The organism is Streptomyces sp. NPDC053427, assembly GCF_044544985.1.
Classification (GTDB): domain Bacteria; phylum Actinomycetota; class Actinomycetes; order Streptomycetales; family Streptomycetaceae; genus Streptomyces.
In genome coordinates, this window is record NZ_JBITYA010000014.1 from 66,043 (window position 1) to 89,457 (window position 23,415).

The window sequence follows — 23,415 nt, forward strand, 5'->3', positions numbered from 1 at the left end:
GACGTGGGACGGGTTCGATGCCGGGGGTGTGAGGCCGGGTCAGCTGGCCCGCGCGCGGGTGTCGAACTCCTTGAGCCGGTCCAGGACCCGGTCCGGGGAGGGGTGGGCCATCTCGTCGACCAGACGGCCGTCGGAGAGGAAGACCACGCGGTCGGCGAAGCCGGCGGCGACCGGGTCGTGCGTCACCATGACCACGGTCTGGCCCAGTTCGCGCACGGAGTCGCGCAGGAAGCCCAGCACCTCCGTCCCGGCGCGGGAGTCGAGGTTGCCGGTGGGCTCGTCGCCGAAGATGATCGCGGGGCGGGAGACCAGCGCGCGGGCCACGGCGACACGCTGCTGCTGCCCGCCGGACAGCTGTCCGGGCCGGTGCCCGAGCCGTTCGGAGAGACCGACCATGGAGACCACGCGGTCCAGCCACTGCCGGTCGGGCTTGCGGCCCGCGATGTCCATGGGCAGCGTGATGTTCTCCAGCGCGGTCAGCGTCGGCAGCAGGTTGAATGCCTGGAAGATGAAGCCGATCCGGTCCCGGCGCAACTCGGTGAGCTGCCGTTCGTCGAGCGTGCTCAGTTCGGTGGTGCCGATGCGGACCGAGCCGGAGCTGACCGGGTCGAGCCCGGCGGCGCAGTGCATCAGGGTGGACTTGCCGCAGCCGGAGGGGCCCATGATCGCGGTGAACTCGCCCTCCCGGAAGGCGATGCTGACACGGTCCAGGGCGACGACACGGGTGTCGCCGCTGCCGTGGACCTTCGACAGGTCGGTGGTGGCGGCCGCGATGCCGGGCGTCGGGTGCAACGCGTGCGGGGCAAGGGGTTCGGCGGTCACAGAGGGACTCCTCTTCGGGTGCAGAAGGGTGCACATCGAAGGGTGTCCGGGGAACGTATCGGGGCCCCGGGCCGTCATGTATCGGCGTCCGCGCCGCTCCGCAGCAGTTCTGTATCTCCCGTGGCCGGCCGGTCAGGCCGGCAGGCGCAGGGTGGCGACGGCGCCGCCGTCCGGGGCGTTGTCCAGGCGCAGCTCGGCGCCGAGAAGCCGGGCCTGGCCCAGGGCGATGGTCAGGCCCAGGCCGTGGCCCGAGCCGCGCTCCGCCGCGCCCGTGTGGAAGCGGCGCGGACCGTCGCGCAGCAGGTCAGGCGGGAAGCCGGGACCGTGGTCGCGCACGACGACCGTACGGCCCTCGACGGTGACCTCGACCGGGGGCTCCCCGTGCCGGTGGGCGTTGACGACAAGGTTGCTGACGATCCGTTCGAGGCGACGCGGGTCGGTCTCCACCGTTCCGGCGGCCTCCGCGCCCTGTGCGTCGGCGACGCTGACCGACGCGTCGAATCCGGTGCGCAGCACGGCCTCGGAGACGACGGCGCCGAGCGGGACATGGGCGCGGACCGGCTGTTCGGCACCCGCGTCCAGCCGGGAGATCTCCAGCAGGTCCTCGATCAGGCCGCGCAGATCGCGTACCCGGGCCCGGAGCAGATCCTCCGTCTCACCGGGCGGCAGCAGGTCGGCGGCGGCCAGCAGACCGCCGACGGGGGTGCGCAGTTCATGGGCCACGTCCGCGGTGAACTGCCGCTCGGTGCGCAGCCGTCGGCCGAGGCTGTCGGCCATGAGGTCGACGGTGGCGGCGATGTCGGCCACCTCGTCGTGGCCCTTGGTGGGCCCGGTCCGGGCGTCGAGGTCCCCGGCGGAGATCCGGCCCGCGGTCTCGGACACCCGCCGCAGCCGGCGGCCGATCAGCCCGGCGCCGTAGACCGCCAGGGGCACGGCCGCCGCGAGTGCGGCCAGCGAGGCCACCGCCATGGTCGCGTCGAGCCGGCGCAGTGTGTGCAGCTCCGGGCTCATGTTGACCTGGACGGCCAGCACCTGGCTGCCCGGACCGCCGACCCGCTGGGCGGCCCAGACGCTCGGCCCCAGATTCCCGTCGACGCGCCCGTCGTGGACCGTGTGCCGGTCGCCGTCGGCCGGGTGGCGCAGTACGTCGGGCAGCGCGGCCGGATCGACTTCGGCACCGTCCGTCAGCGTTCCGGTGCGCCGGTAGGTGTCCATGGCCGCGTACAGGGTGTTGGAGGCGTGCGCTTCGGCCCGGTCGCGGATGTCGTGCGCGGTCCACAGGTGGACCAGCACGCCCACCGCCGCCACGACCAGACACGCGGTGGCCGCGGCCAGTGCGGCGATCTTCCAGCGCAGGGACGCGCGGGCCGGCCGCAGCCGGTGGAACGAACGCACCGGCCTCAGCGCCGCAACTTGTAGCCGAAGCCGCGGACCGTCTCGATCCGCTCCCGGCCCAGCTTTCTGCGCAGCCGCTGTACACACAGGTCCACGACCCGGCTGTCGCCGTCCCAGCCGTACTCCCAGACGTTGCGCAGCAGGGTGTGCCGCTCCAGCACGATGCCCGGGCGGGCGGCGAACTCCAGCAGCAGCTTCAGTTCGGTCGGCGTCAGCGCCACCGGGCTTCCGGAGACGGACACCTCCAGGCCGCCGGTGTCGATGGTCAGGTCCCCGAAGACCAGCGGTTGCCCCTCGGACGGCGGCGGCCCCTCGCCCGCGGCGCGCTCGGCCTGCGCGGCGGGCGGCGCGTAGGTCGCCCGCCGCAGCAGCGAGCGGATGCGTGCCACGAGCACGTACGTATCCACCGGCTTGACCACGTAGTCGTCCGCCCCGGCCTCCAGCCCGGCGACGACATCGAGCCCGTCACCCCGAGCGGACATCATCAAAACCGGCACCAAACTGCTCTCCCGCACCCGGCGGCACAGGCCGATCCCGTCCAGGCCGGGCAGCATCACGTCCAGAATCAGCAGGTCGAAGCCCCCGTCGCCCGCACCGCGGAAGATCTCGAGCCCCGTGAGCCCATCGGCCGCGACCGTCACCTCATAGCCGTAGCGCTCCAGGGCGACGGCGAAGGACCGGCGCATCAGCTCGTCGTCCTCCACCAGCAACACGCGAACACGACGCGGAGCGGCGGGAGCCGAGGCGGACGAGGACACGGGGGCGACTCCTGTTCGGACGGGCTGGGCGAGGCGCCGCTCCCACATGCACGCACGGCCGGCGACCCGAAACGAACGATACGACAGACACCGCGCACGACGACGCCGTCACACGACGGACACGCAGCGCACTCCCAGGAGCCACCCCCATCGGAAAACTCGCAGGTCAGATGCCATATCCCGGCTCCGACGGCGACCAGCCCCCCAGCACTCACGCCCTCCCGCCACCCTCTTCGCCGTGGCCCGGCCCCCCGATCCGACGGACAACCAAGCGCTCCCTGATACGCACCGGATACAAACCCGCCCCGACGGCCGTCCGTGGATCGGGGCGCCGCTCGGGGGCGCCGACCGGGTCCCGCCGCGCCTGGTCAACGTCGTATGTTCAACCTGCGGCGGCGCCACAGCACGAGCGGTAGCGCGCCCACGAGCCCGAGCGCGGCCGGATACCCCGCTGCATCCACGATCGGTCCCGCTTTCTGGAAGGTGTCGGGAACCGGCAGCGTGGACCAGCGATCGACCGGCCAGGCGACGACGAAGGCGCGCCCTACGGCCTGGTCCATCGCGACCGTGCCGCCGTCGATGTCCTGGTGGTACCGCGAGTCCCACGAGCTCTGACGGTGGTCCCCCATCACCCACATGCGGCCCTCGGGGACTTTCACCGGGCCGAACGGCCGGTCACCGCAGGGAGTGTTGCCGGGAAAGATGTACGGCTCCTTCAACGCCTTGCCGTTGACCTTCACCGGACCGGGGGCCTTGCATTCGACGGTGTCGCCGCCCACCGCGATGACCCGCTTGATCAAGTTCTCTTCATCGGACGACGGCCTCAGGCCGATGAAGCTGAGCACGTTCTCCAGCGGGTTCGGCTGCTCCTTCTGCTGGGGCAGCCAGTGGCCCGGGTCGTGAAAGACCACCACCTCGCCGCGCTCCGGCTTCGAGCCGAACCACGGCGTCAGCTTGTCGACGAGGACGCGGTCCCCTTTCTTCAGGGTGTTCTGCATGGAGCCCGACGGGATCGAAAACGCCTGTATGAAGAACGTCTTGATCAGCAGCGCGAGCACCAGGGCGATGCCCACGAGGATCGGCAGCTCCTTCCAGAAGCTGCGCGGCTTGCCCCGCTTCCGCTTCGCGTCGTCGGCCCCGCGCTCCTGTGCCGGCGTCCGAGGCGAGGAGGCCGCCCCCGCCCCGGCCGACCCCTTGTCTTCTCCGGGACGTTCAGCACCCAACGGTGCGCCGACCTGCCGATTCCCCACGTTCGCCTCTCCCGCCCTGATGCGCCTGCCCGTGTACGAAGCAGGTCCACTTCCGCCCCAACGAGCCGAGTTGGGGCAATCGTTCCTTTCAGCGGAGGGCCAGCACGACGACGCAAGCCGATCATCCCCACGATCGATCCCCGGCTCTGTGCGGCGCCGCGCCCCATCCCTCCGGTGAAAAGACACTCCTGACACGCGCCCAACGTGCCGACGACCGAAGGAAGTCGAACGAGCCGCACCTACCGATGGGCGAGCAGGGCCCTGACCCACCGCCTGCGGGCGCCGCCACGCCTGGAGGAACGCCGGTGTCTTCACCGCCCTGCGTCGTAAGGCCCTGATCGCCGAAGCCGCCCGTCAGGACGAGATGGCCCCGTCCCTGGCCAGCGATCCCGCTGCAGAGATCTCGACTCGACCAACGCCCGCCGAGCCCTCCGCCAAGCGATCAACAAGGCCGAGGGGGCGAACGCTGCGCAACGGACCCCGTGTGGGCTACGCCACAGCATCGTCCAGCCGCTCGGCCGGCGGCGTCCTGCGCGAAGGGATCTCGCGCCTGGTCGGGCGCTCCGGGGCGGCGGGCTTCGAGGAGGCTCCAGACAGGCGGGAGCGCTCGCCGGGGAGGAAATCTTCATGGCGAATCCGGAGCGCTGGTCACGCAGTTGGTCACGCCACGCAGAAAGCAGGAGAGCCACCTACGGAAATCCGTAGGTGGCTCTGACCTGTGTTCCTTCAGTCGGGGTGGCGGGATTTGAACCCACGACCTCTTCGTCCCGAACGAAGCGCGCTGCCAAGCTGCGCTACACCCCGAAGCAACGAGCTCTACTTTAGCGGACTGATCCCCGTAGGCGAAATCCGGTTCCTGTGGAGCCGGGGAGCGGGCCTGACCTGGTCGATCGCGATGGTGATCAAGGGGAGGAGGCAGGCGGTGGCGGCGATGGTGATGGTGGTGGAGGAGGGGCGGGGCGGGGAAGTGTGGAGGGTGGTGAGGGAGAGGTGGAGGAGGGGGTAGGCCGGCCACTGCCACGCGTAGGGCAGGCGGAAGCCGCGGGGTGCCGTGAGGAGGAGCCAGTCGGCGAGGGCGGCGAAGGGGGTGGCGGTGGTGAGGAGGAGGTTGGTGGTGTCGGAGGGTGGGGTGAGGTGGTGGGTGAGGGCGGCCAGGGAGAGGAAGACGAGGAGGGCGCCGGTGAGGCGGGGGGAGACCGGGCGGCGGCCGCTCCAGGCGCGATGGGCGGAGACCGTGAAGCCGAGGGCCGCGGCGAGATTGGCCTGGACGGCGAAGTCGGCGAGGAGGCGCGGCGGGTCGGGGGAAGCGGCGACCGCGAGGGCGAGGCCGGTCAGGGCGGCCGCGGCGATCAGGGCGCGGGCGGTGGCCGCGAGGGGGCGGCGGACGGTGGGGGCGACGGCCGCGGCCGGGGTCCGGGCGGCGGCGCCGGCCGGGCCGGTCGCGTGGCGCGTGGACTGTGAGGTCCGGGTGGGGTCGGACATTCCTCCACGTTAGGGGGCGGACCCCTGGATGGGGGAGGGGCGGGGCCGTGCGGCGCCGCCCCTCCGCCCGTGTCAGTCGCGCGCCGTCAGCGTCAGCAGCGTCGCCTCCGGGGGACAGGCGAAGCGGACCGGGGTGTAGCGGTTGGTGCCGCAGCCGGCGGAGACGTGGAGGTAGGAGGTCCGGCCGTCGGCGGTGTGGGTGGACAGGCCCTTGACGCGGTCGGTGTCGATGTCGCAGTTGGTGACCAGGGCGCCGTAGAAGGGGATGCACAGCTGGCCGCCGTGGGTGTGGCCCGCCAGGATCAGCGGGTAGCCGTCGGCCGTGAAGGCGTCCAGGGAGCGCAGGTAGGGGGCGTGGACGACGGCGAGCGAGAGGTCGGCACCGGATTCCGGGCCGCCGGCGACCTCGGCGTAGCGGTCGCGCTTGATGTGCGGGTCGTCCAGGCCGGTCAGGGCGATCTCGATGCCCTCCAGCTTGAGGCGGCCGCGGGAATTGGACAGGCCGACCCAGCCCGCCGCGTCGAAGGCGTCGCGGAGGTCTTGCCACGGGTTGTGGACGACGCCGACGGCGGGTGCGTTGCCGTTGAGGCCGTGCCGGCCCTGGACCTTTTCCAGCAGGTAGCGGGCGGGGTTGCGCAGCTTGGGGCCGTAGTAGTCGTTCGAGCCGAAGACGTACGCGCCGGGGAATTCCATCAGCGGGCCGAGCGCGTCGAGCGTCTCCGGGACGCCGTCGGGGTCGGAGAGGTTGTCGCCCGTGTTGATGACGAAGTCGGGGCGCAGCCCGGCCAGCGACTGCAGCCAGCGCTGTTTCTTGCGCTGACCGCCGACCATGTGGATGTCGGAGACCTGCAGGACGCGCAACGGTCGCATGCCGCGGGGGAGTACGGGCACGGTGACGCGCCGGAGGCGGAAGGAGCGGACTTCGTAGCCGGCGGCGTAGGCCAGGCCGGCCGCGCCGACTGCCGTCAGGGTCAGGGGTACTCCGTATCGCGCGCGCATGTACCCATCGTGGCAGAGGAGCGGGGGTGAGCGGGAACGGGCGGCAGCCGGGGGGCGACAAGCGGGGCCTGCGGGGAAAAGGCGCGGCGGTTGTCGGTGGGTGGGGGCATACTCGACGGCATGACCACGCTCAAGTCCAAGCTGCAGGACGACCTCACCACCGCGATCAAGGCGCGCGACGAGCTGCGCTCCTCGACCCTCCGCCTCACGCTGACCGCGATCCAGAAGGAGGAGGTCGCGGGCACCGAGGCGCGCGTGCTGTCCGACGGCGAGGTCGAGAAGATCATCGCGCGGGAGGCGAAGAAGCGCCGGGAGGCCGCGGAGGCGTTCGACAAGGGCGGCCGGGCCGATTCGGCGGAGCGGGAGCGTGCCGAGGGCGAGGTGCTCGCGGACTATCTGCCCAAGCAGCTGACCGACGACGAGCTGGAGCAGCTGGTTGCGGCGGCGGTGGCGGAGGCCAAGGGTGCCGGCGCCGAGGGGCCGCGCGCGATGGGCGCCGTGATGAAGATCGTCAACCCGCAGGTGGCGGGCCGCGCCGAGGGCGGCCGGGTGGCCGCGGTGGTGAAGAAGCTGCTGGCGGTCTGAGCCCGTGGGCGGCGGTGGCTGCGGTTGCGCCGCCCGCCGGACCGTATGAGAAGGGGCGCCCTCCTGGGAGGGCGCCCCTTCTTCTGTCTCGCCGGCGTGGCGGCCGCGGCGTTCTGCCGGTGGCCGCCGGACATCCAACGGGTGGGTTACCAGCCGCCGTTGCCGCCGCCCAGTATGTCCGGGAAGCCCGGAATGTGCCATCCGCCGCCCGGCTTGTTGTCGCCGCCGTGGCCTCGGCCGGGCCGGTGCTTGCCCTTCCCCTTGCCGCCGTCCCCCTTGCCCTTGTCCGGGTCATTGATCGGGACGGTGGACAGGGCCGGTGCGGGGCGGCCCGCCAGGGCGCCGGTCATCGCGTCGCGCCAGATGGGGCCGGGGGTGTCGGCGCCGTAGACCTTTTCGTGGGGGACGCCGCCGATGGTGATGTTGTACATCTTGCGCTGGTGCTGCGGGTCGCCGACCCACACCGCGCCGGCCGCGTTCGGGGTGTAGCCCACGAACCAGGCGGCGTAGCGGCTGTCGCTGGTGCCCGTCTTGCCGGCGCTGTCGCGGCCCCTGAGTCCCGCCTTCTGGCCGGTGCCGTCCTGGACGACGCCCTTGAGGAGGGTGTTGATCGTGTCCGCGGTCCTCTTGGACATCGCGCTGCGGCAGCTGCTCTGCGGGACGGCCATCGCCTTGCCCCGCGCGTCGGTGATCGACTCGAGGGCGATGGGGGAGCAGTACTCGCCCCCGTTGGCGAAGGCCGCGTAGCCGGCGGCCATCGTCAGCGGCGACATCTCCTGCACGCCGAGCGTCATCGACGGAACTTGCTGCAACGGCTTGCCGTCCGCCCGCTCGATGCCCATCTTCTGGGCCATCTTGACCGCGGGGCAGACGCCCATGTCGCTGATCAGCTGCACGAAGTAGGTGTTGACCGACTTCGCGGTCGCCTCCTTCATGCCGTACGGGCCGACCTCCGACTTGTTCTCGTTCTGGGTGGATTCCGTGCCCTGCCACTCGCCGTTGCAGGTCTGCACCGGGCTCGGATACTGCATCCGGAACGGCGAGGAGTACTTCTGATACGGGCTGGTGCCCTGCTCCAGCGCGGCCGCCGCGACCACCGGCTTGAAGGTCGACCCGGGCTGGTAGCCGGCGCCGCCGCCCATGTCGTGGTCCACGGAGAGATTCATCTGGGTCTCGTGCGGCCCCAGGCCGTACGGGCGGGACTGGCCCATGCCGAGGATCTTGCCGGTGCCCGGTTCCACGATGGTTGCGGCGCTGGCGACCGGGTCGTCGTCATAGACGTGATCGCCGACCGACTTCTGGATCGCCTTCTGGGTCTGCGGGTCGAGGGTGGTGCGGATCGTCATGCCGCCCTCGTCCCAGCGCTTGGAACGGGCTTTCCGGTTTTTTCCGAAAGCCTTGTCGTTGAGAAAGACCTTGCGGATGTAGTCACAGAAGAAGCCCGCGCCGTCCACGGCGGTGATGCAGCCGTTCTTGGGGCGGCTGACCTTCAGCTGGATCGGCTTCTGGGCGGCCGCGTGAGCCTGCGCCTGGGTGATGTCCTTCACATCGGCCATCCGCTGCAGGACGGTGTTGCGCCGCCGGGTCGCCTCCTGCGGGTCGTTGACCGGGTCGTAGCGGCTCGGCGACTGGACGATGCCGGCCAGTAGCGCCGCCTCCTCCAGCTTCAGGTCCTTGGCGGGCTTGCTGAAGTAGCGCTGGGCGGCGGCCTCGATCCCGTACGCCTGCTGCCCGAAGAAGGTGATGTTGAGATAGTTCTGCAAGATCTTGCGCTTGCCGAGTTCCTTCTCCAGCTGGATCGCGTACTTGAGTTCCTTGACCTTGCGGCCGAGCGTCTGCTGGGTGGCCTGCGCGACCTTGTCGGGGTCGTCACCCGCCTCCTCGATGAAGACGTTCTTGACGTACTGCTGGGTCAGTGTCGAGGCGCCCTGGGAGACGCCGCCGGACTGCGCGTTCTTGTTGAGCGCGCGCAGGATGCCCTTCATGTCGACGGCGCCGTGCTGATAGAAGCGGGCGTCCTCGATCGCGACGATCGCCTGTTGCATGTACGGCGAGATGTCCTTGAGTCCCACCACCGTGCGGTCGCGGGAGTAGACCTTGGCGATCTCGCCGCCCTTGGCGTCCAGGATGGTGGTCCGCTGGCTGAGCGGTGGCGTCTTCAGGTTGGCCGGTATGTCGTCGAACCCCTCGACCGAGCCCTTGGCCGCCAGCCCCAGGGCTCCGGCGGCGGGCAGCGCGATGCCGGCGAGTACGGCTCCGGCGAGGACGCTGACACCGAGGAACTTGGCGGCCGTCTGGGTTTTGGACAGACCTCCGCCATCGCGCTTCTTAGCCATGCTGACAACCCTACGTTCTGAATCGCCGGACAGGGGTGCACCTGTTCGCTTAGCCTGTTCTCACCTGTCACAGCGGGATGGTTACGCCTCGGTTCGTCAACCCCCTCTCTCTGTGCGGACCCCGCCCCTCTTGCCCGCTTGTGTCACCGGAAATCCCTTGTGCCCAGGGTGAAGTGTCCGGACTTGGTTGGAAAGCGACGTATGCCGTCCGGTCACTCCGTTGGGTGATCTGCCGCGTACGCATAGTCCGTTCGGGCCATTCAAGATTGGGCCCGAAGGGGGTGTTGCGCCCTGCCTGCCTTCCGTAACGTCCTCAACTGGCAACGGTGAATATGCCGCTTGCCGCCGTGGGGGAGCCTCGATTCGGGAGAGGACGGCGCCAGCATGAGCTGGGTAACCGACTGGAGTGCACAGGCAGCCTGCCGCACTACCGATCCGGATGAATTGTTCGTGCAAGGGGCGGCGCAGAACCGCGCCAAGGCGGTGTGCACCGGATGTCCGGTGCGTACGGAGTGCCTGGCCGACGCCCTGGACAACCGGGTGGAGTTCGGCGTGTGGGGCGGTATGACGGAGCGGGAGCGGAGGGCGCTGCTGCGCCGTCGGCCGACCGTGACGTCATGGCGCCGACTGCTGGAGACAGCGCGTACGGAATACGAGCGCAGCACGGGCATCCTGCCTCTGGACTGCGAGGACGAGACTTTTGACGAGTACGCCGCGGTCGGCTAGCCGAAGGCGGTCGGCGGGCCATGAGGCCGGCGGGCCGTGAGAGCGGTGGGCCGTGCGAGCGGTGGGCCGCCGGGGTGGCGAGCCACCGCCGGGCTGGTCCGAGTGGCCGTGCCCGGGCGCCGGTGGGCAGTTGCCGGAGGTCCGTTGCGGAGGGCCTGGTGCGGGGTGGCCCGTTGAGGGTGGCCTGCCGTGGCTGGCCGGCCGTGGGATCAGCCGTCGGCTTCGGCCTGGCCCAGTGCGAGGCGATCGCCGATCGCGCGCAGGCCGGCGAGGTCATGGACGTCACCGGGCAGCGCGGCGACTTCGGTCACCGGGACCTCGGGATGCAGCGCCGTGAAGCGATCCCGTGTGCGCCGTTCGCGTGCGAGGACCTGCATGCGTTCCGCGTGCAGCCGCAGCAGCCCAGCGGCGAGTTGCGCCGCTGAGGCCGACGTGGATGGCACCTGCTCCGCCGCGGCAGCGGGGGAGAGGCCGCCGGCGGTTCCGGAAGAAACCTTCCCGTTGTGATGATCGACAATGCCGTCCGGTTCAAGATTTTCGTCGTGGTCCGCGAGGGTCTCCGCGGCGGCCAGCGCGCGCTCCGCGCTGAGTTGGGCGGCGCCGCTGCCGTGCACCCGGTTCAGTACGAGACCGGCAAGCGGCATCTGTTCGGCGGCCAGCCGCTCGACGAAGTACGCCGCCTCGCGCAGCGCGTCCCGCTCCGGCGCGGCCACCACGAGGAATGCCGTGCCGGGCGCCTGCAGCAGCCGGTACGTGGCGTCCGCGCGGGTGCGGAAGCCGCCGAACATGGTGTCCATCGCGGCCACGAAGGTCTGCACGTCACGCAGGAGCTGACCACCCATCAGCTTGCTGAGGGTGCCCGTCATCATGGACATGCCGACGTTCAGGAATTTCATGCCGGCCCGGCCGCCGACCTTCGCCGGCGCCATCAGGACCCGGATGAACTTGCCGTCCAGGAAGGAACCCAGGCGCTTGGGCGCATCCAGGAAGTCCAGCGCGGAGCGGCTCGGCGGGGTGTCGACGATGATCAGGTCCCACTCGTCGCCGGACCGGAGCTGGCCGAGCTTCTCCATGGCCATGTACTCCTGCGTGCCCGCGAAACCGGCCGACAGCGACTGGTAGAAGGGGTTCTCCAGGATGGCGCGCGCCCGCTCGGCGTCCGCATGGCCCTCGACGATCTCGTCGAAGGTGCGCTTCATGTCCAGCATCATCGCGTGCAGTTCGCCGCCCGCGGCCTCGTCGACGCCCTTGACCTGCCGCGGGACGTTGTCGAGCTCCGAGATGCCCATCGACTGCGCCAGTCGCCGGGCCGGGTCGATGGTCAGCACGACGACCTTGCGGCCGCGCTCGGCGGCCCGTACGCCCAGCGCCGCGGCGGTCGTGGTCTTGCCGACGCCGCCCGAGCCGCAGCACACCACGATGCGGGTGCGCGGGTCGTCGAGCAGCGCGTCGACCTCGAGCCACGGGGCCGAGGCGTCCAGTGTCATGTCGTCCGAGGTCATATGGGCCCCTGTTTCCGCAGGTCTCTCGCCAGGCGGTAGAGCCCGGCGAGGTCCACTCCCTCGGGGAGCAGCTCCAACTCGAAGGTGGGCAGGCCGATTGCCTTCAGTTCCGCGTGTTCGGCGCGCTCCAGCTCGACCCGCTCGGCGTGTTCGCGCGCCTGCTCCAGCAGCGGGTCGATCAGCCGCTCGGCAAGTCCGCCGCGCCGCGCGCCGCCCAGGCCGGCCTGGGAGAGGGCCTTGGCGATGCCCGTACGGGCCCCGCGCGCGGCGACCTCGAGGTCGCCGTTGTCCAGGAGGGCGGGACGGGTCATGTTGATGACGATGCCGCCCACCGGGATGCCGGCGGCGCGCAGCTCGTCGATGCCGTCCGCGGTCTCCTGGACCGGCATCTCCTCCAGGAGGGTCACCATGTGGACCGCGGTCTCGGGGGATTTGAGGACCCGCATCACGGCCTGCGCCTGATTGTGGATGGGGCCTATCTTCGCCAGGCCCGCCACCTCGTCGTTGACGTTCAGGAAGCGGGTGATGCGGCCGGTCGGCGGGGCGTCCATCACGACCGCGTCGTAGACGAACCCGCCGTTCTTGTCCTTGCGGCGGACCGCCTCGCACGCCTTGCCGGTCAGCAGGACGTCCCGCAGGCCCGGTGCGATGGTGGTGGCGAAGTCGATCGCGCCGAGCTTCTTGAGCGCCCGCCCGGCGCCGCCCAGCTTGTAGAACATCTGGAGGTAGTCCAGAAGGGCGCGTTCGGCGTCGATGGCCAGGGCGTGGACCTCTCCGCCGCCCGGTCCCACCGCGATCTTGCGCTCCTCGTACGGAAGCGCCTCGGTTTCGAACAGCTGGGCAATGCCCTGGCGGCCCTCGACCTCGACCAGGAGGGTACGGCGCCCCTCGGTGGCGAGGGCGAGGGCGAGGGCAGCGGCGACCGTGGTCTTGCCGGTGCCGCCCTTGCCGCTGACGACATGGAGCCTGCTCACGCCAAGGAGCCTAACCAGTCCGTGTCGCGGATACGCACGGGATACGCCTGGGATGACCCGGAGATCAGCTGAACATTTCTCCGGGATGCGTCAGGGTCGCGCCGGGAACGCATGCTCCGGGCCGGGCGTGGACGGCGTCCGCCGCGGCCCCGTACAGGTATTACCCTCGGCCCATGACCAAGTGGGAATACGCGACCGTGCCGCTGCTCGTGCACGCGACGAAGCAGATTCTGGACACCTGGGGCGAGGACGGCTGGGAGCTGGTCCAGGTCGTGCCGGGCCCGAACAACCCCGAGCAGTTGGTGGCCTACCTGAAGCGGGAGAAGGCGTGAGCGCGGCGGAGGACAAGATCGCGGCGCTCGGCCTGAAGCTGCCGCAGGTCGTGCCGCCGCTGGCCACGTACCAGCCCGCGGTGCGCTCCGGTGCGTACGTCTTCACCTCCGGCCAGCTGCCGATGGTGGACGGCGCCCTGTCGGCCACCGGCAAGGTGGGCGCCGAGATCAGCCCGGAGCAGGCCAAGGAACTCGCCGCGACCTGTGCGCTCAACGCCCTGGCCGCCGTGAAGTCGGTGACCGGTGACCTGGACAAGATCCAGCGCGTCGTGAAGGTCGTCGGGTTCGTGGCCTCCGCGCCGGACTTCACCGGCCAGCCGGGCGTCGTCAACGGTGCCAGTGAGCTGCTGGGCGAGATCCTGGGCGACAAGGGCGTGCACGCCCGGTCCGCGGTGGGTGTGGCGGTGCTGCCGCTCGATGCGCCGGTCGAGGTCGAGATCCAGGTCGAGATCGCCGAATAGCGGCCCTGGGCGCCGAATAACGGCCAAGGGGGCCAGGAGGCCCTCGAACATCCGCGCGCGAGCGCATAGCATCCGGCCATGTCGTCGACGACCAATGGCCAGTGGTATCCGCCGGAGTGGCCGGACCGCATCCGGGCGCTCGCGAGCGGTGAGCTGACCCCCGCAACGCCCCGGCGGGCCGCGACCGTCCTGCTGCTGAGGGACTCCGACGCGGGCGGCCCCGCCGTCCACATGCTGCGCAGACGCGCCTCCATGGCTTTCGCCGGAGGCGCGTACGCGTATCCGGGCGGCTCCGTCGACCCGCGCGACGAGCGCCCGGTGGCCTGGGCCGGGCCCTCCCGCGCCCAGTGGGCGGTCCGGATGGGCGTCGACCCGGCCGCCGCGCAGGCCATCGTCTGCGCGGCCGTACGCGAGACGTTCGAGGAGGCCGGCGTGCTGCTCGCCGGCGCCACGGCCGACACGGTCGTCGCGGACACGACCGGCGAGGACTGGGAGGCGGACCGCGCGGCCCTGGTGGCCCACGAGCTGTCCTTCGCCGACTTCCTGGGCCGCCGCGGCCTGGTCCTGCGCTCCGATCTGCTCGGCGCCTGGGCGCGCTGGATCACCCCGGAGTTCGAGCCGCGGCGCTATGACACATGGTTCTTCGTCGCCGCGCTCCCGGACGGCCAGCGCACCCGGAATGCCTCCACGGAGGCGGACCGGACCGTGTGGATCCGGCCGGCGGAGGCCGCGGCGGGCTACGACGGCGGCGAGCTGCTGATGATGCCGCCGACCATCGCGACGCTGCGCGCACTCCAGCCGTACGGCACGGCCGCGGACGCGCTGGCCGCGGCGGAGGCACAGGACCTGACGCCGGTGCTCGCCCGCGCCCGCCTGGTGGGCGAAGAGATCGTGCTGAGCTGGCCGGGGCACGACGAGTTCACCAAGCACATCACCACCGGCGACGGCCCGGGCGACGCCGAGTCAGACCCCTCCTCCACCACGAACCCCTCGGGAGGGACCCCCCGATGACCGAAGCAGCCGCCCTCCCCGGCCAGCCCCGCGGCGGAGTGATCTCAGGGCAGGCCACCGCGCGCGCCCACTGTGTGCTGGCACCGAACGCGTCGGCGATGACCCTGGACGGCACCAACACCTGGATCGTCGCCGAGCCGGATTCCGATCTCGCCGTCGTCATCGACCCCGGGCCGCTCGACGAGTCCCACCTCCAGGCGGTCGTCGACGCCGCCGAGCGGGCCGGCAAGCGCATCGCGCTGACCCTGCTGACCCATGGCCACCCGGACCACTCCGAGGGCGCCGCCCGGTTCGCCGAGCTGACCCGTTCGGCCGTGCGGGCGCTGGACCCGGCGCTGCGGCTCGGCAGCGAGGGGCTGGCGGCCGGCGACGTCATCACCACCGGCGGTCTGGAGCTGCGCGTGGTGCCCACACCGGGCCACACCGCGGACTCGCTCTCCTTCCATCTCCCGGCCGATGCCGCGGTCCTCACCGGCGACACGATCCTGGGGCGCGGCACCACCGTGGTCGCGCACCCCGACGGGCGGCTGGGCGACTACCTGGATTCGCTGCGGCGGCTGCGCTCCCTGGCCGTCGACGACGGTGTGTCGACGGTCCTGCCCGGCCATGGGCCGGTACTGAACGACGCTCAGGGGGCGGTGGAGTTCTATCTGGCGCACCGGGCGCACCGGCTCGCCCAGGTGGAGACCGCGGTCGAAGCCGGCCATCGCAGCTCCGCCGAGATCGTCGCCAGCGTGTACGCCGACGTCGACCGTTCCCTGTGGCCGGCCGCGGAGCTGTCGGTGCGGGCGCAGCTGGACTATCTGGGCGAGCATGGGCTGATCTGATCCCATGTGAGGAACCGGGGCCGGCGGCGAGCGACCTTCCGTACGAAGCCGGGGCAGCCGGGGCCGTGGATGCGTGGACGATGCCCGCCGAGGCCGTGCCGGACGCCCGTACGTACCTGGCCGCCCGTCGGATCCTGAAGCGCACTGGGCGGCCCCGGGGTGCGCCAATGGCGAAGGGCCCCGCCGGAGCGGGGCCCTTGCACGGTTTTGCGCGAGTCGGCGTCAGCGCGAGCGCTTGGCCAGTCGCTCGACGTCCAGGAGGATCACGGCGCGGGCCTCCAGGCGGAGCCAGCCGCGGCCGGCGAAGTCGGCGAGCGCCTTGTTGACCGTCTCGCGGGAGGCGCCGACCAGCTGGGCCAGCTCTTCCTGCGTCAGGTCGTGGACGACGTGGATGCCTTCCTCGGACTGCACGCCGAAGCGGCGCGACAGGTCCAGGAGGGCGCGTGCCACACGGCCCGGTACGTCGGAAAAGACCAGGTCGGACATCTGGTCGTTGGTCTTGCGCAGGCGCCGGGCGACGGCGCGCAGCAGGGCCGTGGCGACCTCCGGACGGGCGTTCAGCCAGGGCTGAAGGTCGCCGTGACCGAGGCCGAGCAGCTTGACCTCGGTGAGCGCCGAGGCGGTGGCAGTGCGCGGGCCGGGGTCGAAGAGCGAGAGCTCGCCGATCAGCTCGCCAGGGCCCAGGACGGCGAGCATGTTCTCGCGGCCGTCCGGGGAAGTGCGGTGCAGCTTCACCTTGCCCTCGGTGACCACGTAGAGGCGGTCGCCTGGGTCCCCTTCGTGGAACAGGGCGTCGCCGCGGGCGAGCGTGACCTCTCCCATTGAGGCGCGCAGCTCGGCCGCCTGCTCGTCATCGAGCGCCGCAAAGAGCGGTGCGCGCCGCAGAACGTCGTCCACGAGATCTCTCCTTGTCGACATGCTCCGGGGGACTGTGGTCCCCATCATGCCGGAATGCAAAACAGTGCGATCAATCACAAGTTTGCCGGACCGGTGCCGCAAGCCATAAGGCAGGGGGCCGATTGGGGTCACGAATCACAGTGGTCGGGGCGGATGTCAGTGGGTGGCCTTAGTCTGGCCGAGTGTCCAATACGCCGGTGAGAGCACGGGACTGGGGGGCTGAGTGAGTGAGCGCCGTAGGCGATTCCGCTGTGGGCGAACACTCGTCCGTAGATGCGGCGAATGCGGATAAAAGTAACAAATCCCCCTCCAGGGTGACCTCCGGCCGCATGGCGGCAGCGCGGCGGTCCGGCGCGTCGTGGCCGACGGCGGGAGAGGCGAAGGACGCGACGGCACAGCGCGGGACAGCGGCGGGGGCAACCGCCAGGACCCCCGCATCGAAGAGCCAGGTAGGCAAGATCTCGGCAGGGAAGAAGGCCGGCGTGAAGGAAACCCCGCCCGCGAAGCCGGCGGCAGCCAAGAGCGCCGCCAAGCAGCCCGCGAAGACCGCCAGGACAGCGAAGACCGCCAAGACAGCGACGTCCGCGAAGTCCGCCGAGAAGGCAGTGGCCAAGAAGGCCGCTACGACGAAGGACGCCGCGACGAAGAAGGCCGCCGTGGCCAAGGCGCCCGCCGCGAAGAAGACGGCGGCTGCCGCGAAGAAGACAGCGGCCGGGCAGACCCCCGCCAAGAAGGCCGCGGCGAAGAAGGCCGCCCCTGCCAAGAAGGCCCCCGCCCGCAAGCCCGAGTCGCGGGTCGCGATGGTGCGGCGGGCGCGGCGGATCAACCGGGAGCTGGCCGAGCTGTATCCGTACGCCCACCCGGAGCTGGACTTCACCAACCCCTTCGAGCTGCTGGTCGCCACGGTGCTGTCGGCACAGACGACCGATCTGCGGGTCAACCAGACCACCCCGCGGCTGTTCGCGGTCTGCCCGACGCCCGAGGACATGGCGGCGATGGAGCCGGAGCGGCTGGAGGAGCTGATCCGGCCGACGGGCTTCTTCCGGGCCAAGGCGAAGTCGCTGCTGGGGCTGTCGGCGGCGCTGCGCGACCGCTTCGGCGGCGAGGTGCCCGGCCGCCTGGAGGATCTCGTCACGCTCCCCGGCGTCGGCCGTAAGACCGCCAATGTGGTGCTGGGCAATGCCTTCGGCGTCCCCGGGATCACCGTCGACACGCACTTCGGCCGCCTGGCCCGTCGCTTCGGCTGGACCGCCGCGGAGGACCCCGAGAAGGTCGAGGCGGACGTCGCCGCGATCTTCCCCAAGAGCGAGTGGACGATGCTCTCGCACCGCGTCGTCTTCCATGGCCGCCGCGTCTGCCACTCCCGCAAGCCCGCCTGCGGCGCCTGCGCCATCGCCCCGCTGTGCCCCGCGTACGGCGAGGGCGAGACGGACCCGGAGAAGGCGAAGAAGCTGCTGAAGTACGAGCTGGGCGGCCAGCCGGGGCAGCGGCTGAAGCCGCCGGCCGACTATCCGGGGCAGCCCGCGGCCCCGATGGCGGCCCCATGACGGCAGCCGCGTGACCACACGGCGGCCCCGAACGGGTGACCGACCATCGATGCCAGGGCCTGAGGGGGCGCGTATGACGAGAGCACGGGAGCAGTACGACGAGAAGACCGGGAGCCACGGGCGGGCGGCGTACGACCGGGAGGCCGCCGTCACGGCCGACGGCCTGCCCGAATGGCTGGCCCCGGTGGCCGCGGCCGCTGCGACCATAGAACCGCGGCAGCTCAGCCGGTTCCTGCCGCCCGAGAGCGGCGGCCGGCAGTCCGCGGTGCTGATCCTCTTCGGCCATGGCGCCCGCGGCCCCGAGCTGCTGCTCCTGGAGCGCGCCGGCACCCTGCGCTCGCACGCCGGCCAGCCGTCCTTCCCCGGCGGCGCCCTCGACCCGGAGGACGGCGATCCGGAGGGTCAGGGCCCGGTGCGGGCGGCGCTGCGCGAGGCCCAGGAGGAGACCGGTCTGGATCCGGCCGGTGTCCAGGTCTTCGGCGTGCTGCCGCGGCTCTACATCCCGGTCAGCGGCTTCGTGGTGACGCCCGTCCTGGGCTGGTGGCGCGAGCCGAGCCCGGTGGGCGCGGTGGACCAGGCGGAGACCGCGCGGGTCTTCACGGTTCCCGTGGCGGATCTCACGGATCCGGGTCATCGGGTGACCAGCCGCCACCCCAGCGGTCACGTCGGCCCGGCCTTCCTTGTCGAGAATGCCCTGGTCTGGGGATTCACCGCCGGAGTGATCGACCGGATCCTGCATTACGCGGGCTGGGAGATTCCGTGGGACCGTGACAAGCAGGTCCCGCTGGACTGGCGCTCGTGAGACGGTGTCCGGCGTGAACGTCCTGGACATCCTGCTGCTGGTCGCCGCCGTGTGGTTCGCGATCGTCGGCTATCGGCAAGGCTTTGTCGTCGGCATCCTGTCCGTGATCGGCTTCCTCGGGGGCGGCCTGATCGCGGTCTATCTGCTGCCGCTGATCTGGAACGAGATCACCGGCGATGCGACGCCCGGCACCTTCGCGGCCATCGCGGCCGTCGCCATCGTGATCGTGTGCGCCTCGGTGGGCCAGGCGCTCACCACCCATCTGGGCAACAAACTGCGCCGCCACATCACCTGGTCACCGGCGCGGGCGTTGGACGCGACCGGCGGCGCGCTGGTCAACGTCCTGGCGATGCTGCTGGTCGCCTGGCTGATCGGCTCCGCCCTGGCGGGCACGTCCCTGCCGACGCTGGGCAAGGAGGTGCGCAACTCCAAGGTGCTGCTGGGGGTGTCCCGGGTGCTGCCCCAGGCGGCCAACACCTGGTTCGCGGACTTCTCCGCCGCGCTCGCGCAGAACGGCTTCCCGCAGGTCTTCACGCCGTTCTCCAACGAGCCGATCACGTCCGTGCCCGCGCCGGACCCCAGGCTGGCGGGCGGCCCGGTGGCGGAGCAGGCCAGGCGCAGCATCGTCAAGATCGTCGGTACGGCGCCCAGCTGCGGCAAGGTCCTCGAAGGCAGCGGGTTCGTCTTCGGCAGGCACCGCGTCATGACCAATGCGCATGTCGTCGGCGGCGTCAGCCGGCCGACCGTCCAGGTGGGCGGCGAGGGACGGCAGTACGAGGCCAAGGTGGTGCTCTACGACTGGCGGCGCGATATCGCCGTTCTGGACGTGCCCTCGCTGGACGCCCCGGCGCTGAAGTTCGCCGGCCAGGACGCGAGCAGCGGCAAGAGCGCCATCGTCGCCGGCTTCCCGGAGAACGGCGGCTATGACGTCCGCGCGGCCCGCATCCGCGGCCGTATCCAGGCCAACGGCCCGGACATCTACCACCGCGGCACGGTCGCCAGGGACGTCTACTCCCTCTACGCCACGGTCCGGCAGGGCAACTCCGGCGGCCCGCTGCTCACCCCCAAGGGTGAGGTGTACGGCGTCGTCTTCGCCAAGTCGCTGGACGACTCCCGCACCGGCTATGCGCTGACCGCGGACGAGATCCGCGAGGACGTCACCAAGGGGCGTACGGCCGTGCGGCAGGTCAACAGCCAGGGCTGCGCGATCTGAGGCGGGCGGGCGCCGGAAGCGGCGCGGGGAACTGCGGTTTCCCGCGCCGGGCGCGCGCCGGGGCGCGGCGGCTCAGCTTCGGGGATGGCGGAGCCGCGCACTCATCCAGCGCGCTCTGCGGCGCAGGATGCGCGGAATGCCCATCGGGTCCGCGGGCCCCGGGGAGCCGTCGGACCTGAGATCCGGGGTTTCCCTCTCCCGAGTGCCCACTGCAGCGGCACTGCTGCGGCGGTTGCGTGCCACGTCACGGTAGTCGTGCGTCCAGCCCATACCCACGACACTGCCCGTGGCCCAAGGTCCGTAACCGCCTGAGGAGCCGCCAATTGGCCTATGCGCCAGGCAATTGGCTGTTCGTCATACAAGGGTTCGACACAATCGCGCGCAGGCTGTGCGCCCCGCGTCCCGACCGCTCCGCTCAGCGGCGTACGGCGTCCGCTCAGCGGTCCGGTTCGGGGTCCTTGAGCCAGTTGATCAGCTCGGTCGAGAACGCGACCGGGTCTTCCTCGTGCGGAAAGTGCCCCAGCCCGTCGAAGAGCCGCCAGCGGTACGGGGCTTCCACGTATTCGCCGGAGCCGGCCGCGCTGCGGGTGCGCATCACGGGGTCGAGGGAGCCGTGCAGATGCAGCGTCGGGACCCGTACCGGCATCTTCATGCGGCGGTTGAACTGGATGCCGTCCGGGCGGGCCATCGAGCGCACCATCCAGCGGTACGGCTCGATCGAGCAGTGCGCCGTCGAGGGGATGCTCATCGCCCGCTGATAGACCTCGACGGCGTCGTCTTCGGGCAGCCGGGGCCCGGACCAGTCGCGGATCATGCGGCCGACCAGCGCCGCGTCGTCCGCGGTCAGCCGGCGTTCCGGCAGCCAGGGCCGCTGGAAGTTCCAGATGTGCGAGCTGCGGGCGCTCTGCCGTACGTCCGCGAGCATCGCCGAGCGCCAGCGCCGCGGATGCGGCATCGAGGACACCGCGAGCCGGCGCACCAGCTTGGGGCGCATCACCGCCGCCGTCCAGGCGAGGTAGCCGCCCAGGTCGTGCCCGACCAGTGCGGCGTCCGGCTCGCCCAGGGACCGTACGACGCCGGTGATGTCGAGCGCGAGGTTCGCCGGGTCGTAGCCGCGCGGGGTGCGGTCGCTGCCGCCGACGCCGCGCAGGTCCATCGCGACCGCCCGGAAACCCGCGTCGGCGAGCGCGGGCATCTGGTGACGCCAGGTCCACCAGAACTGCGGGAAGCCGTGCAGCAGCAGCACCAGGGGGCCGTCGCCCATCTCGGCGATGTGGAAACGCGCGCCGTTCGCGGCGACGTCCCGGTGGGAGACCTCTCTCCCGCCGGGGATGTCGAGTCGTACGACCGAGGCGGTGCTGTCAGGGGCTGTCATACCGACGAGCGTGTCACAGACTCCAGGACCGGGTGGTCCTCCGCCACGACGCGCGGGTGGGGCTTGGCCTTCTGCAGTACGGCCGCGGTCTCCTTGGCGGAGTTGATCGACTTCTCCGGCTTCTTGATCTTCTTGATCTTGGCCATCGCGAGGAGGACCAGCAGGCCGGCCAGGACCAGGAAGGCGCCGCCCACGATCAGAAAGGACCAGGCGAGCCCGAGGCCGAGGTTGTGGATGCCGTACGCCGCCGCGAAGCTGAGTACCGGCAGTGCGAACAGTGCCAGTGCGCCCGCCACCACGAAGGCGGCGCTGCCGATGCCGGCCCGCTTGGCGTCCTGCCGGAGTTCCGCCTTGGCCAGCGCGATCTCGTCGTGCACCAGTGCGGACATCTCGGCGGTGGCCGTGGCCACCAGTTGCCCGAGGCTGCGGTCCGTGCTGCCGTCGGCTGCGCTCATCGCCGTCTCCCTCTTCATTTCGCCCGGATGGCAAATCGCCCGGATGGCAAAGCCTCTCAGATCATGCCGGACCATCGTCCCTGGCGGGGGTGTCGGCGGCCACTTCGGCAAGGCGGCGGTGTTCGGCGGCCTTTGCCTCGAGGATCGCGGCCATCCGCAGGTGGTACTCGGGCTTGCCGAGTTCGTAGACGTCGGGGATGCCGTCGTGGTCCTCGTCCCGCTCCTCCTCCTCGCACAGCTTGCGGTACTTGTTGTTGCGCAGCTTGAGGAGCACGCCGGCGAAGACGGCGGCGATCAGCGAGCCGATCAGCACCGCTGCCTTGATCTCGGCGGCCAGTGCGAGGTCCTCGGAGAAGGCCAGTTCGCCGATGAGCAGCGAGACCGTGAAGCCGATTCCGGCCAGGGTGGCGACGGCGAAGACATCCGGCCACTTGAGGTCGGGGTTGAGTTCCGCCCTGGTGAAGCGGGCGGTGGCCCAGGTGCCGCCGAAGACCCCCAGCGCCTTGCCGAGCACCAGGCCGAGGACGACGCCGAGCGTTTCGGGCCGGGTGAAGACGTCATGGATCGCGCCGTCGGATATCGACACGCCCGCCGAGAAGAGGGCGAACAACGGCACCGCGAGACCGGCCGAGAGCGGGCGGACCAGGTGCTCGATGTGCTCGCCGGGGGAGTGGCGCTCGCCGTCGCGGCGGTGGCAGCGCAGCATCAGGCCCATGGCGACGCCCGCGATGGTGGCGTGCACCCCGCTGTTCTCCATCAGGCCCCAGATGACCAGCGCGAGCGGGACGTAGATGTACCAGCCGCGGACGCCCTTGCGGAGCAGGAGAGAGAAGAGCACCAGGCCGGCGACGGCGAGGCCGAGCGCCAGGAAATTGATCTTCGAGGTGAAGAAGATCGCGATGATCAGGATCGCGAAGAGGTCGTCGACGACGGCGAGGGTGAGCAGGAAGGCGCGGAGCGCGGAGGGCAGGGACGTGCCGATGACGGCCAGGACGGCGAGCGCGAAGGCGATGTCGGTGGCGGTGGGGACCGCCCAGCCCTGGAGCGAGCCGCCGCCGATGGCGTTGACGACGGCATAGACGATCGCGGGCATCGCCATGCCGCAGACCGCGGCGACCACCGGGAGGGCGGCGGCTTTGCGGTCGCGCAGCTCGCCGGCGACCAGTTCCCGCTTGAGTTCGATGCCTGCGACGAAGAAGAAGACGGCCAGCAGGCCGTTGGCGGCCCAGTGCTGGACGGACAGGTCCAGGCCGAGCGAGGCGGGGCCGAGGTGGAAGTCGCGGATCGCCGCGTAGCTGCCGCTGAGGGTGTTTGCCCAGATGAGGGCCACCACGGCGGCGACGAGAAGGAGGACACCGCCGACGGTTTCGGCGCGCAGGGCGTCGGCGACGAAGTTCCGCTCCGGTAGGGACATCCGTCCGAGGAATATGGGACGGCGGTTCTTCGGCGCGCTCACGGGGTGGCCTCCGGTCAGTTCGGCAGCTGTGTACGGCTGTTGCAGTTGCCGACCAGACTTCCCGGCGCACCCTGAGTTTCTTGGCGTGTCATTAACGCCCTCACCACTTTACCGGCCGGGTGCAAGGGAGTATCCGGCGCCCCTCACTTTACGGGCATAACGGACGATCGGCCGCTGGGTGTACGACGGAGGGGGCACCCGGCCGCAGTG

General features: G+C 71.1%; 23 protein-coding genes and 1 tRNA gene. 9 read left to right on the forward strand and 15 right to left on the reverse strand.

Annotation, left to right across the window (positions count from 1 at the left end):
• Positions 1-39 precede the first annotated feature (39 nt).
• The 7 genes from ACIGWZ_RS33050 to ACIGWZ_RS33080 form a co-directional block, all read right to left on the reverse strand.
• Positions 40-858 carry an ABC transporter ATP-binding protein gene (locus ACIGWZ_RS33050; protein ID WP_400070552.1) on the reverse strand — a complete coding sequence of 273 codons (819 nt, stop codon included), beginning with the start codon at positions 856-858 and terminating at the stop codon, positions 40-42.
• A gap of 96 nt (positions 859-954) precedes the next feature.
• Positions 955-2,217, reverse strand: a complete 1,263-nt coding sequence (locus ACIGWZ_RS33055) for a sensor histidine kinase (protein WP_400070553.1) — start codon at positions 2,215-2,217, stop codon at positions 955-957.
• A 5-nt stretch (positions 2,218-2,222) separates the two neighbouring features.
• The gene (locus tag ACIGWZ_RS33060; RefSeq protein WP_400070903.1) at positions 2,223-2,903 is read right to left on the reverse strand and encodes a response regulator transcription factor; all 681 of its coding nucleotides are present in this window, start codon (positions 2,901-2,903) and stop codon (positions 2,223-2,225) included.
• Positions 2,904-3,343: 440 nt separating this feature from the next.
• The gene (gene lepB / locus ACIGWZ_RS33065) at positions 3,344-4,225 is read right to left on the reverse strand and encodes a signal peptidase I (RefSeq protein ID WP_400070555.1); all 882 of its coding nucleotides are present in this window, start codon (positions 4,223-4,225) and stop codon (positions 3,344-3,346) included.
• A 730-nt stretch (positions 4,226-4,955) separates the two neighbouring features.
• Positions 4,956-5,029 (reverse strand) — tRNA-Pro (locus ACIGWZ_RS33070).
• Between the two features lie 12 nt (positions 5,030-5,041).
• Positions 5,042-5,707 carry an integral membrane regulator gene (locus ACIGWZ_RS33075; protein WP_400070557.1) on the reverse strand — a complete coding sequence of 222 codons (666 nt, stop codon included), beginning with the start codon at positions 5,705-5,707 and terminating at the stop codon, positions 5,042-5,044.
• Between the two features lie 72 nt (positions 5,708-5,779).
• Positions 5,780-6,706, reverse strand: coding sequence for a metallophosphoesterase (locus ACIGWZ_RS33080; protein ID WP_400070559.1), 927 nt, complete (start codon positions 6,704-6,706; stop codon positions 5,780-5,782).
• Between the two features lie 120 nt (positions 6,707-6,826).
• On the opposite strand from ACIGWZ_RS33080, the gene ACIGWZ_RS33085 reads away from it, so the two are divergent.
• Positions 6,827-7,291 carry a GatB/YqeY domain-containing protein gene (locus ACIGWZ_RS33085; protein ID WP_400070561.1) on the forward strand — a complete coding sequence of 155 codons (465 nt, stop codon included), beginning with the start codon at positions 6,827-6,829 and terminating at the stop codon, positions 7,289-7,291.
• Positions 7,292-7,437: 146 nt separating this feature from the next.
• Here ACIGWZ_RS33085 and ACIGWZ_RS33090 read toward each other — a convergent pair whose 3' ends face one another.
• Positions 7,438-9,627 (reverse strand): transglycosylase domain-containing protein, encoded by a 2,190-nt coding sequence (locus ACIGWZ_RS33090; RefSeq protein WP_400070563.1) that lies wholly within the window; start codon positions 9,625-9,627, stop codon positions 7,438-7,440.
• Between the two features lie 384 nt (positions 9,628-10,011).
• On the opposite strand from ACIGWZ_RS33090, the gene ACIGWZ_RS33095 reads away from it, so the two are divergent.
• Positions 10,012-10,353 carry a WhiB family transcriptional regulator gene (locus ACIGWZ_RS33095; protein WP_400070566.1) on the forward strand — a complete coding sequence of 114 codons (342 nt, stop codon included), beginning with the start codon at positions 10,012-10,014 and terminating at the stop codon, positions 10,351-10,353.
• 209 nt (positions 10,354-10,562) lie between these two features.
• Here ACIGWZ_RS33095 and ACIGWZ_RS33100 read toward each other — a convergent pair whose 3' ends face one another.
• A complete protein-coding gene (locus ACIGWZ_RS33100) occupies positions 10,563-11,855 on the reverse strand; it encodes an ArsA family ATPase (RefSeq protein ID WP_400070568.1) in 1,293 nt (430 codons plus the stop codon).
• Positions 11,852-12,829 carry an ArsA family ATPase gene (locus ACIGWZ_RS33105; protein ID WP_400070570.1) on the reverse strand — a complete coding sequence of 326 codons (978 nt, stop codon included), beginning with the start codon at positions 12,827-12,829 and terminating at the stop codon, positions 11,852-11,854. The genes ACIGWZ_RS33100 and ACIGWZ_RS33105 overlap by 4 nt, the downstream gene beginning before the upstream one ends.
• 173 nt (positions 12,830-13,002) lie before the next feature.
• Here ACIGWZ_RS33105 and ACIGWZ_RS33110 point away from each other — a divergent pair, with 173 nt between their 5' ends.
• From ACIGWZ_RS33110 to ACIGWZ_RS33125, 4 genes are all read left to right on the forward strand, one after another.
• A complete protein-coding gene (locus ACIGWZ_RS33110; RefSeq protein WP_003967454.1) occupies positions 13,003-13,161 on the forward strand; it encodes a DUF4177 domain-containing protein in 159 nt (52 codons plus the stop codon).
• Positions 13,158-13,622 (forward strand): RidA family protein, encoded by a 465-nt coding sequence (locus ACIGWZ_RS33115; RefSeq protein WP_400070572.1) that lies wholly within the window; start codon positions 13,158-13,160, stop codon positions 13,620-13,622. Before ACIGWZ_RS33110 ends, ACIGWZ_RS33115 begins: the two co-directional genes overlap by 4 nt.
• Before the next feature lie 78 nt (positions 13,623-13,700).
• Positions 13,701-14,633 carry an NUDIX hydrolase gene (locus ACIGWZ_RS33120; protein ID WP_400070574.1) on the forward strand — a complete coding sequence of 311 codons (933 nt, stop codon included), beginning with the start codon at positions 13,701-13,703 and terminating at the stop codon, positions 14,631-14,633.
• Positions 14,630-15,460, forward strand: coding sequence for an MBL fold metallo-hydrolase (locus ACIGWZ_RS33125; protein WP_400070576.1), 831 nt, complete (start codon positions 14,630-14,632; stop codon positions 15,458-15,460). Before ACIGWZ_RS33120 ends, ACIGWZ_RS33125 begins: the two co-directional genes overlap by 4 nt.
• A 222-nt stretch (positions 15,461-15,682) precedes the next feature.
• Here the strand turns inward: ACIGWZ_RS33125 and ACIGWZ_RS33130 are convergent, their stop codons facing one another.
• Positions 15,683-16,357: a Crp/Fnr family transcriptional regulator gene (locus ACIGWZ_RS33130; RefSeq protein WP_006604164.1), complete on the reverse strand. Its 675-nt coding sequence runs from the start codon at positions 16,355-16,357 to the stop codon at positions 15,683-15,685.
• Between the two features lie 482 nt (positions 16,358-16,839).
• On the opposite strand from ACIGWZ_RS33130, the gene nth reads away from it, so the two are divergent.
• From nth to ACIGWZ_RS33145, 3 genes are all read left to right on the forward strand, one after another.
• Positions 16,840-17,904 (forward strand): endonuclease III, encoded by a 1,065-nt coding sequence (gene nth / locus ACIGWZ_RS33135; RefSeq protein WP_400070578.1) that lies wholly within the window; start codon positions 16,840-16,842, stop codon positions 17,902-17,904.
• Positions 17,905-17,977: 73 nt separating this feature from the next.
• Positions 17,978-18,706 carry an NUDIX hydrolase gene (locus ACIGWZ_RS33140; protein WP_400070580.1) on the forward strand — a complete coding sequence of 243 codons (729 nt, stop codon included), beginning with the start codon at positions 17,978-17,980 and terminating at the stop codon, positions 18,704-18,706.
• A 13-nt stretch (positions 18,707-18,719) separates the two neighbouring features.
• A complete protein-coding gene (locus ACIGWZ_RS33145) occupies positions 18,720-19,919 on the forward strand; it encodes a MarP family serine protease (RefSeq protein ID WP_400070582.1) in 1,200 nt (399 codons plus the stop codon).
• Positions 19,920-19,991: 72 nt separating this feature from the next.
• Here ACIGWZ_RS33145 and ACIGWZ_RS33150 read toward each other — a convergent pair whose 3' ends face one another.
• The 4 genes from ACIGWZ_RS33150 to nhaA form a co-directional block, all read right to left on the reverse strand.
• Entirely contained in the window at positions 19,992-20,189 is a 198-nt protein-coding gene (locus ACIGWZ_RS33150; RefSeq protein ID WP_400070584.1) for a hypothetical protein, read from the reverse strand.
• A gap of 166 nt (positions 20,190-20,355) precedes the next feature.
• Positions 20,356-21,294, reverse strand: a complete 939-nt coding sequence (locus ACIGWZ_RS33155) for an alpha/beta fold hydrolase (RefSeq protein WP_400070585.1) — start codon at positions 21,292-21,294, stop codon at positions 20,356-20,358.
• Positions 21,291-21,749 carry a phage holin family protein gene (locus ACIGWZ_RS33160; protein WP_400070587.1) on the reverse strand — a complete coding sequence of 153 codons (459 nt, stop codon included), beginning with the start codon at positions 21,747-21,749 and terminating at the stop codon, positions 21,291-21,293. The genes ACIGWZ_RS33155 and ACIGWZ_RS33160 overlap by 4 nt, the downstream gene beginning before the upstream one ends.
• A 61-nt stretch (positions 21,750-21,810) precedes the next feature.
• A complete protein-coding gene (gene nhaA / locus ACIGWZ_RS33165) occupies positions 21,811-23,163 on the reverse strand; it encodes a Na+/H+ antiporter NhaA (RefSeq protein ID WP_400070589.1) in 1,353 nt (450 codons plus the stop codon).
• Positions 23,164-23,415: the final 252 nt, after the last annotated feature.

Excerpts from the sequence above, each read along its gene's own strand:
- ACIGWZ_RS33100 (WP_400070568.1), bottom strand. The coding sequence starts at position 11,855 with ATGACCTCGGACGACATGACACTGGACGCCTCGGCCCCGTGGCTCGAG.
- ACIGWZ_RS33110 (WP_003967454.1), top strand. The coding sequence starts at position 13,003 with ATGACCAAGTGGGAATACGCGACCGTGCCGCTGCTCGTGCACGCGACG.
- ACIGWZ_RS33080 (WP_400070559.1), bottom strand. The coding sequence starts at position 6,706 with ATGCGCGCGCGATACGGAGTACCCCTGACCCTGACGGCAGTCGGCGCG.
- ACIGWZ_RS33095 (WP_400070566.1), top strand. The coding sequence starts at position 10,012 with ATGAGCTGGGTAACCGACTGGAGTGCACAGGCAGCCTGCCGCACTACC.
- ACIGWZ_RS33060 (WP_400070903.1), bottom strand. The coding sequence starts at position 2,903 with ATGCGCCGGTCCTTCGCCGTCGCCCTGGAGCGCTACGGCTATGAGGTG.
- ACIGWZ_RS33125 (WP_400070576.1), top strand. The coding sequence starts at position 14,630 with ATGACCGAAGCAGCCGCCCTCCCCGGCCAGCCCCGCGGCGGAGTGATC.
- ACIGWZ_RS33155 (WP_400070585.1), bottom strand. The coding sequence starts at position 21,294 with ATGACAGCCCCTGACAGCACCGCCTCGGTCGTACGACTCGACATCCCC.
- ACIGWZ_RS33085 (WP_400070561.1), top strand. The coding sequence starts at position 6,827 with ATGACCACGCTCAAGTCCAAGCTGCAGGACGACCTCACCACCGCGATC.
- ACIGWZ_RS33150 (WP_400070584.1), bottom strand. The coding sequence starts at position 20,189 with ATGGGCTGGACGCACGACTACCGTGACGTGGCACGCAACCGCCGCAGC.
- ACIGWZ_RS33075 (WP_400070557.1), bottom strand. The coding sequence starts at position 5,707 with ATGTCCGACCCCACCCGGACCTCACAGTCCACGCGCCACGCGACCGGC.
- ACIGWZ_RS33120 (WP_400070574.1), top strand. The coding sequence starts at position 13,701 with ATGTCGTCGACGACCAATGGCCAGTGGTATCCGCCGGAGTGGCCGGAC.
- ACIGWZ_RS33140 (WP_400070580.1), top strand. The coding sequence starts at position 17,978 with ATGACGAGAGCACGGGAGCAGTACGACGAGAAGACCGGGAGCCACGGG.
- ACIGWZ_RS33090 (WP_400070563.1), bottom strand. The coding sequence starts at position 9,627 with ATGGCTAAGAAGCGCGATGGCGGAGGTCTGTCCAAAACCCAGACGGCC.
- nhaA (WP_400070589.1), bottom strand. The coding sequence starts at position 23,163 with ATGTCCCTACCGGAGCGGAACTTCGTCGCCGACGCCCTGCGCGCCGAA.
- ACIGWZ_RS33050 (WP_400070552.1), bottom strand. The coding sequence starts at position 858 with ATGTGCACCCTTCTGCACCCGAAGAGGAGTCCCTCTGTGACCGCCGAA.
- ACIGWZ_RS33160 (WP_400070587.1), bottom strand. The coding sequence starts at position 21,749 with ATGAGCGCAGCCGACGGCAGCACGGACCGCAGCCTCGGGCAACTGGTG.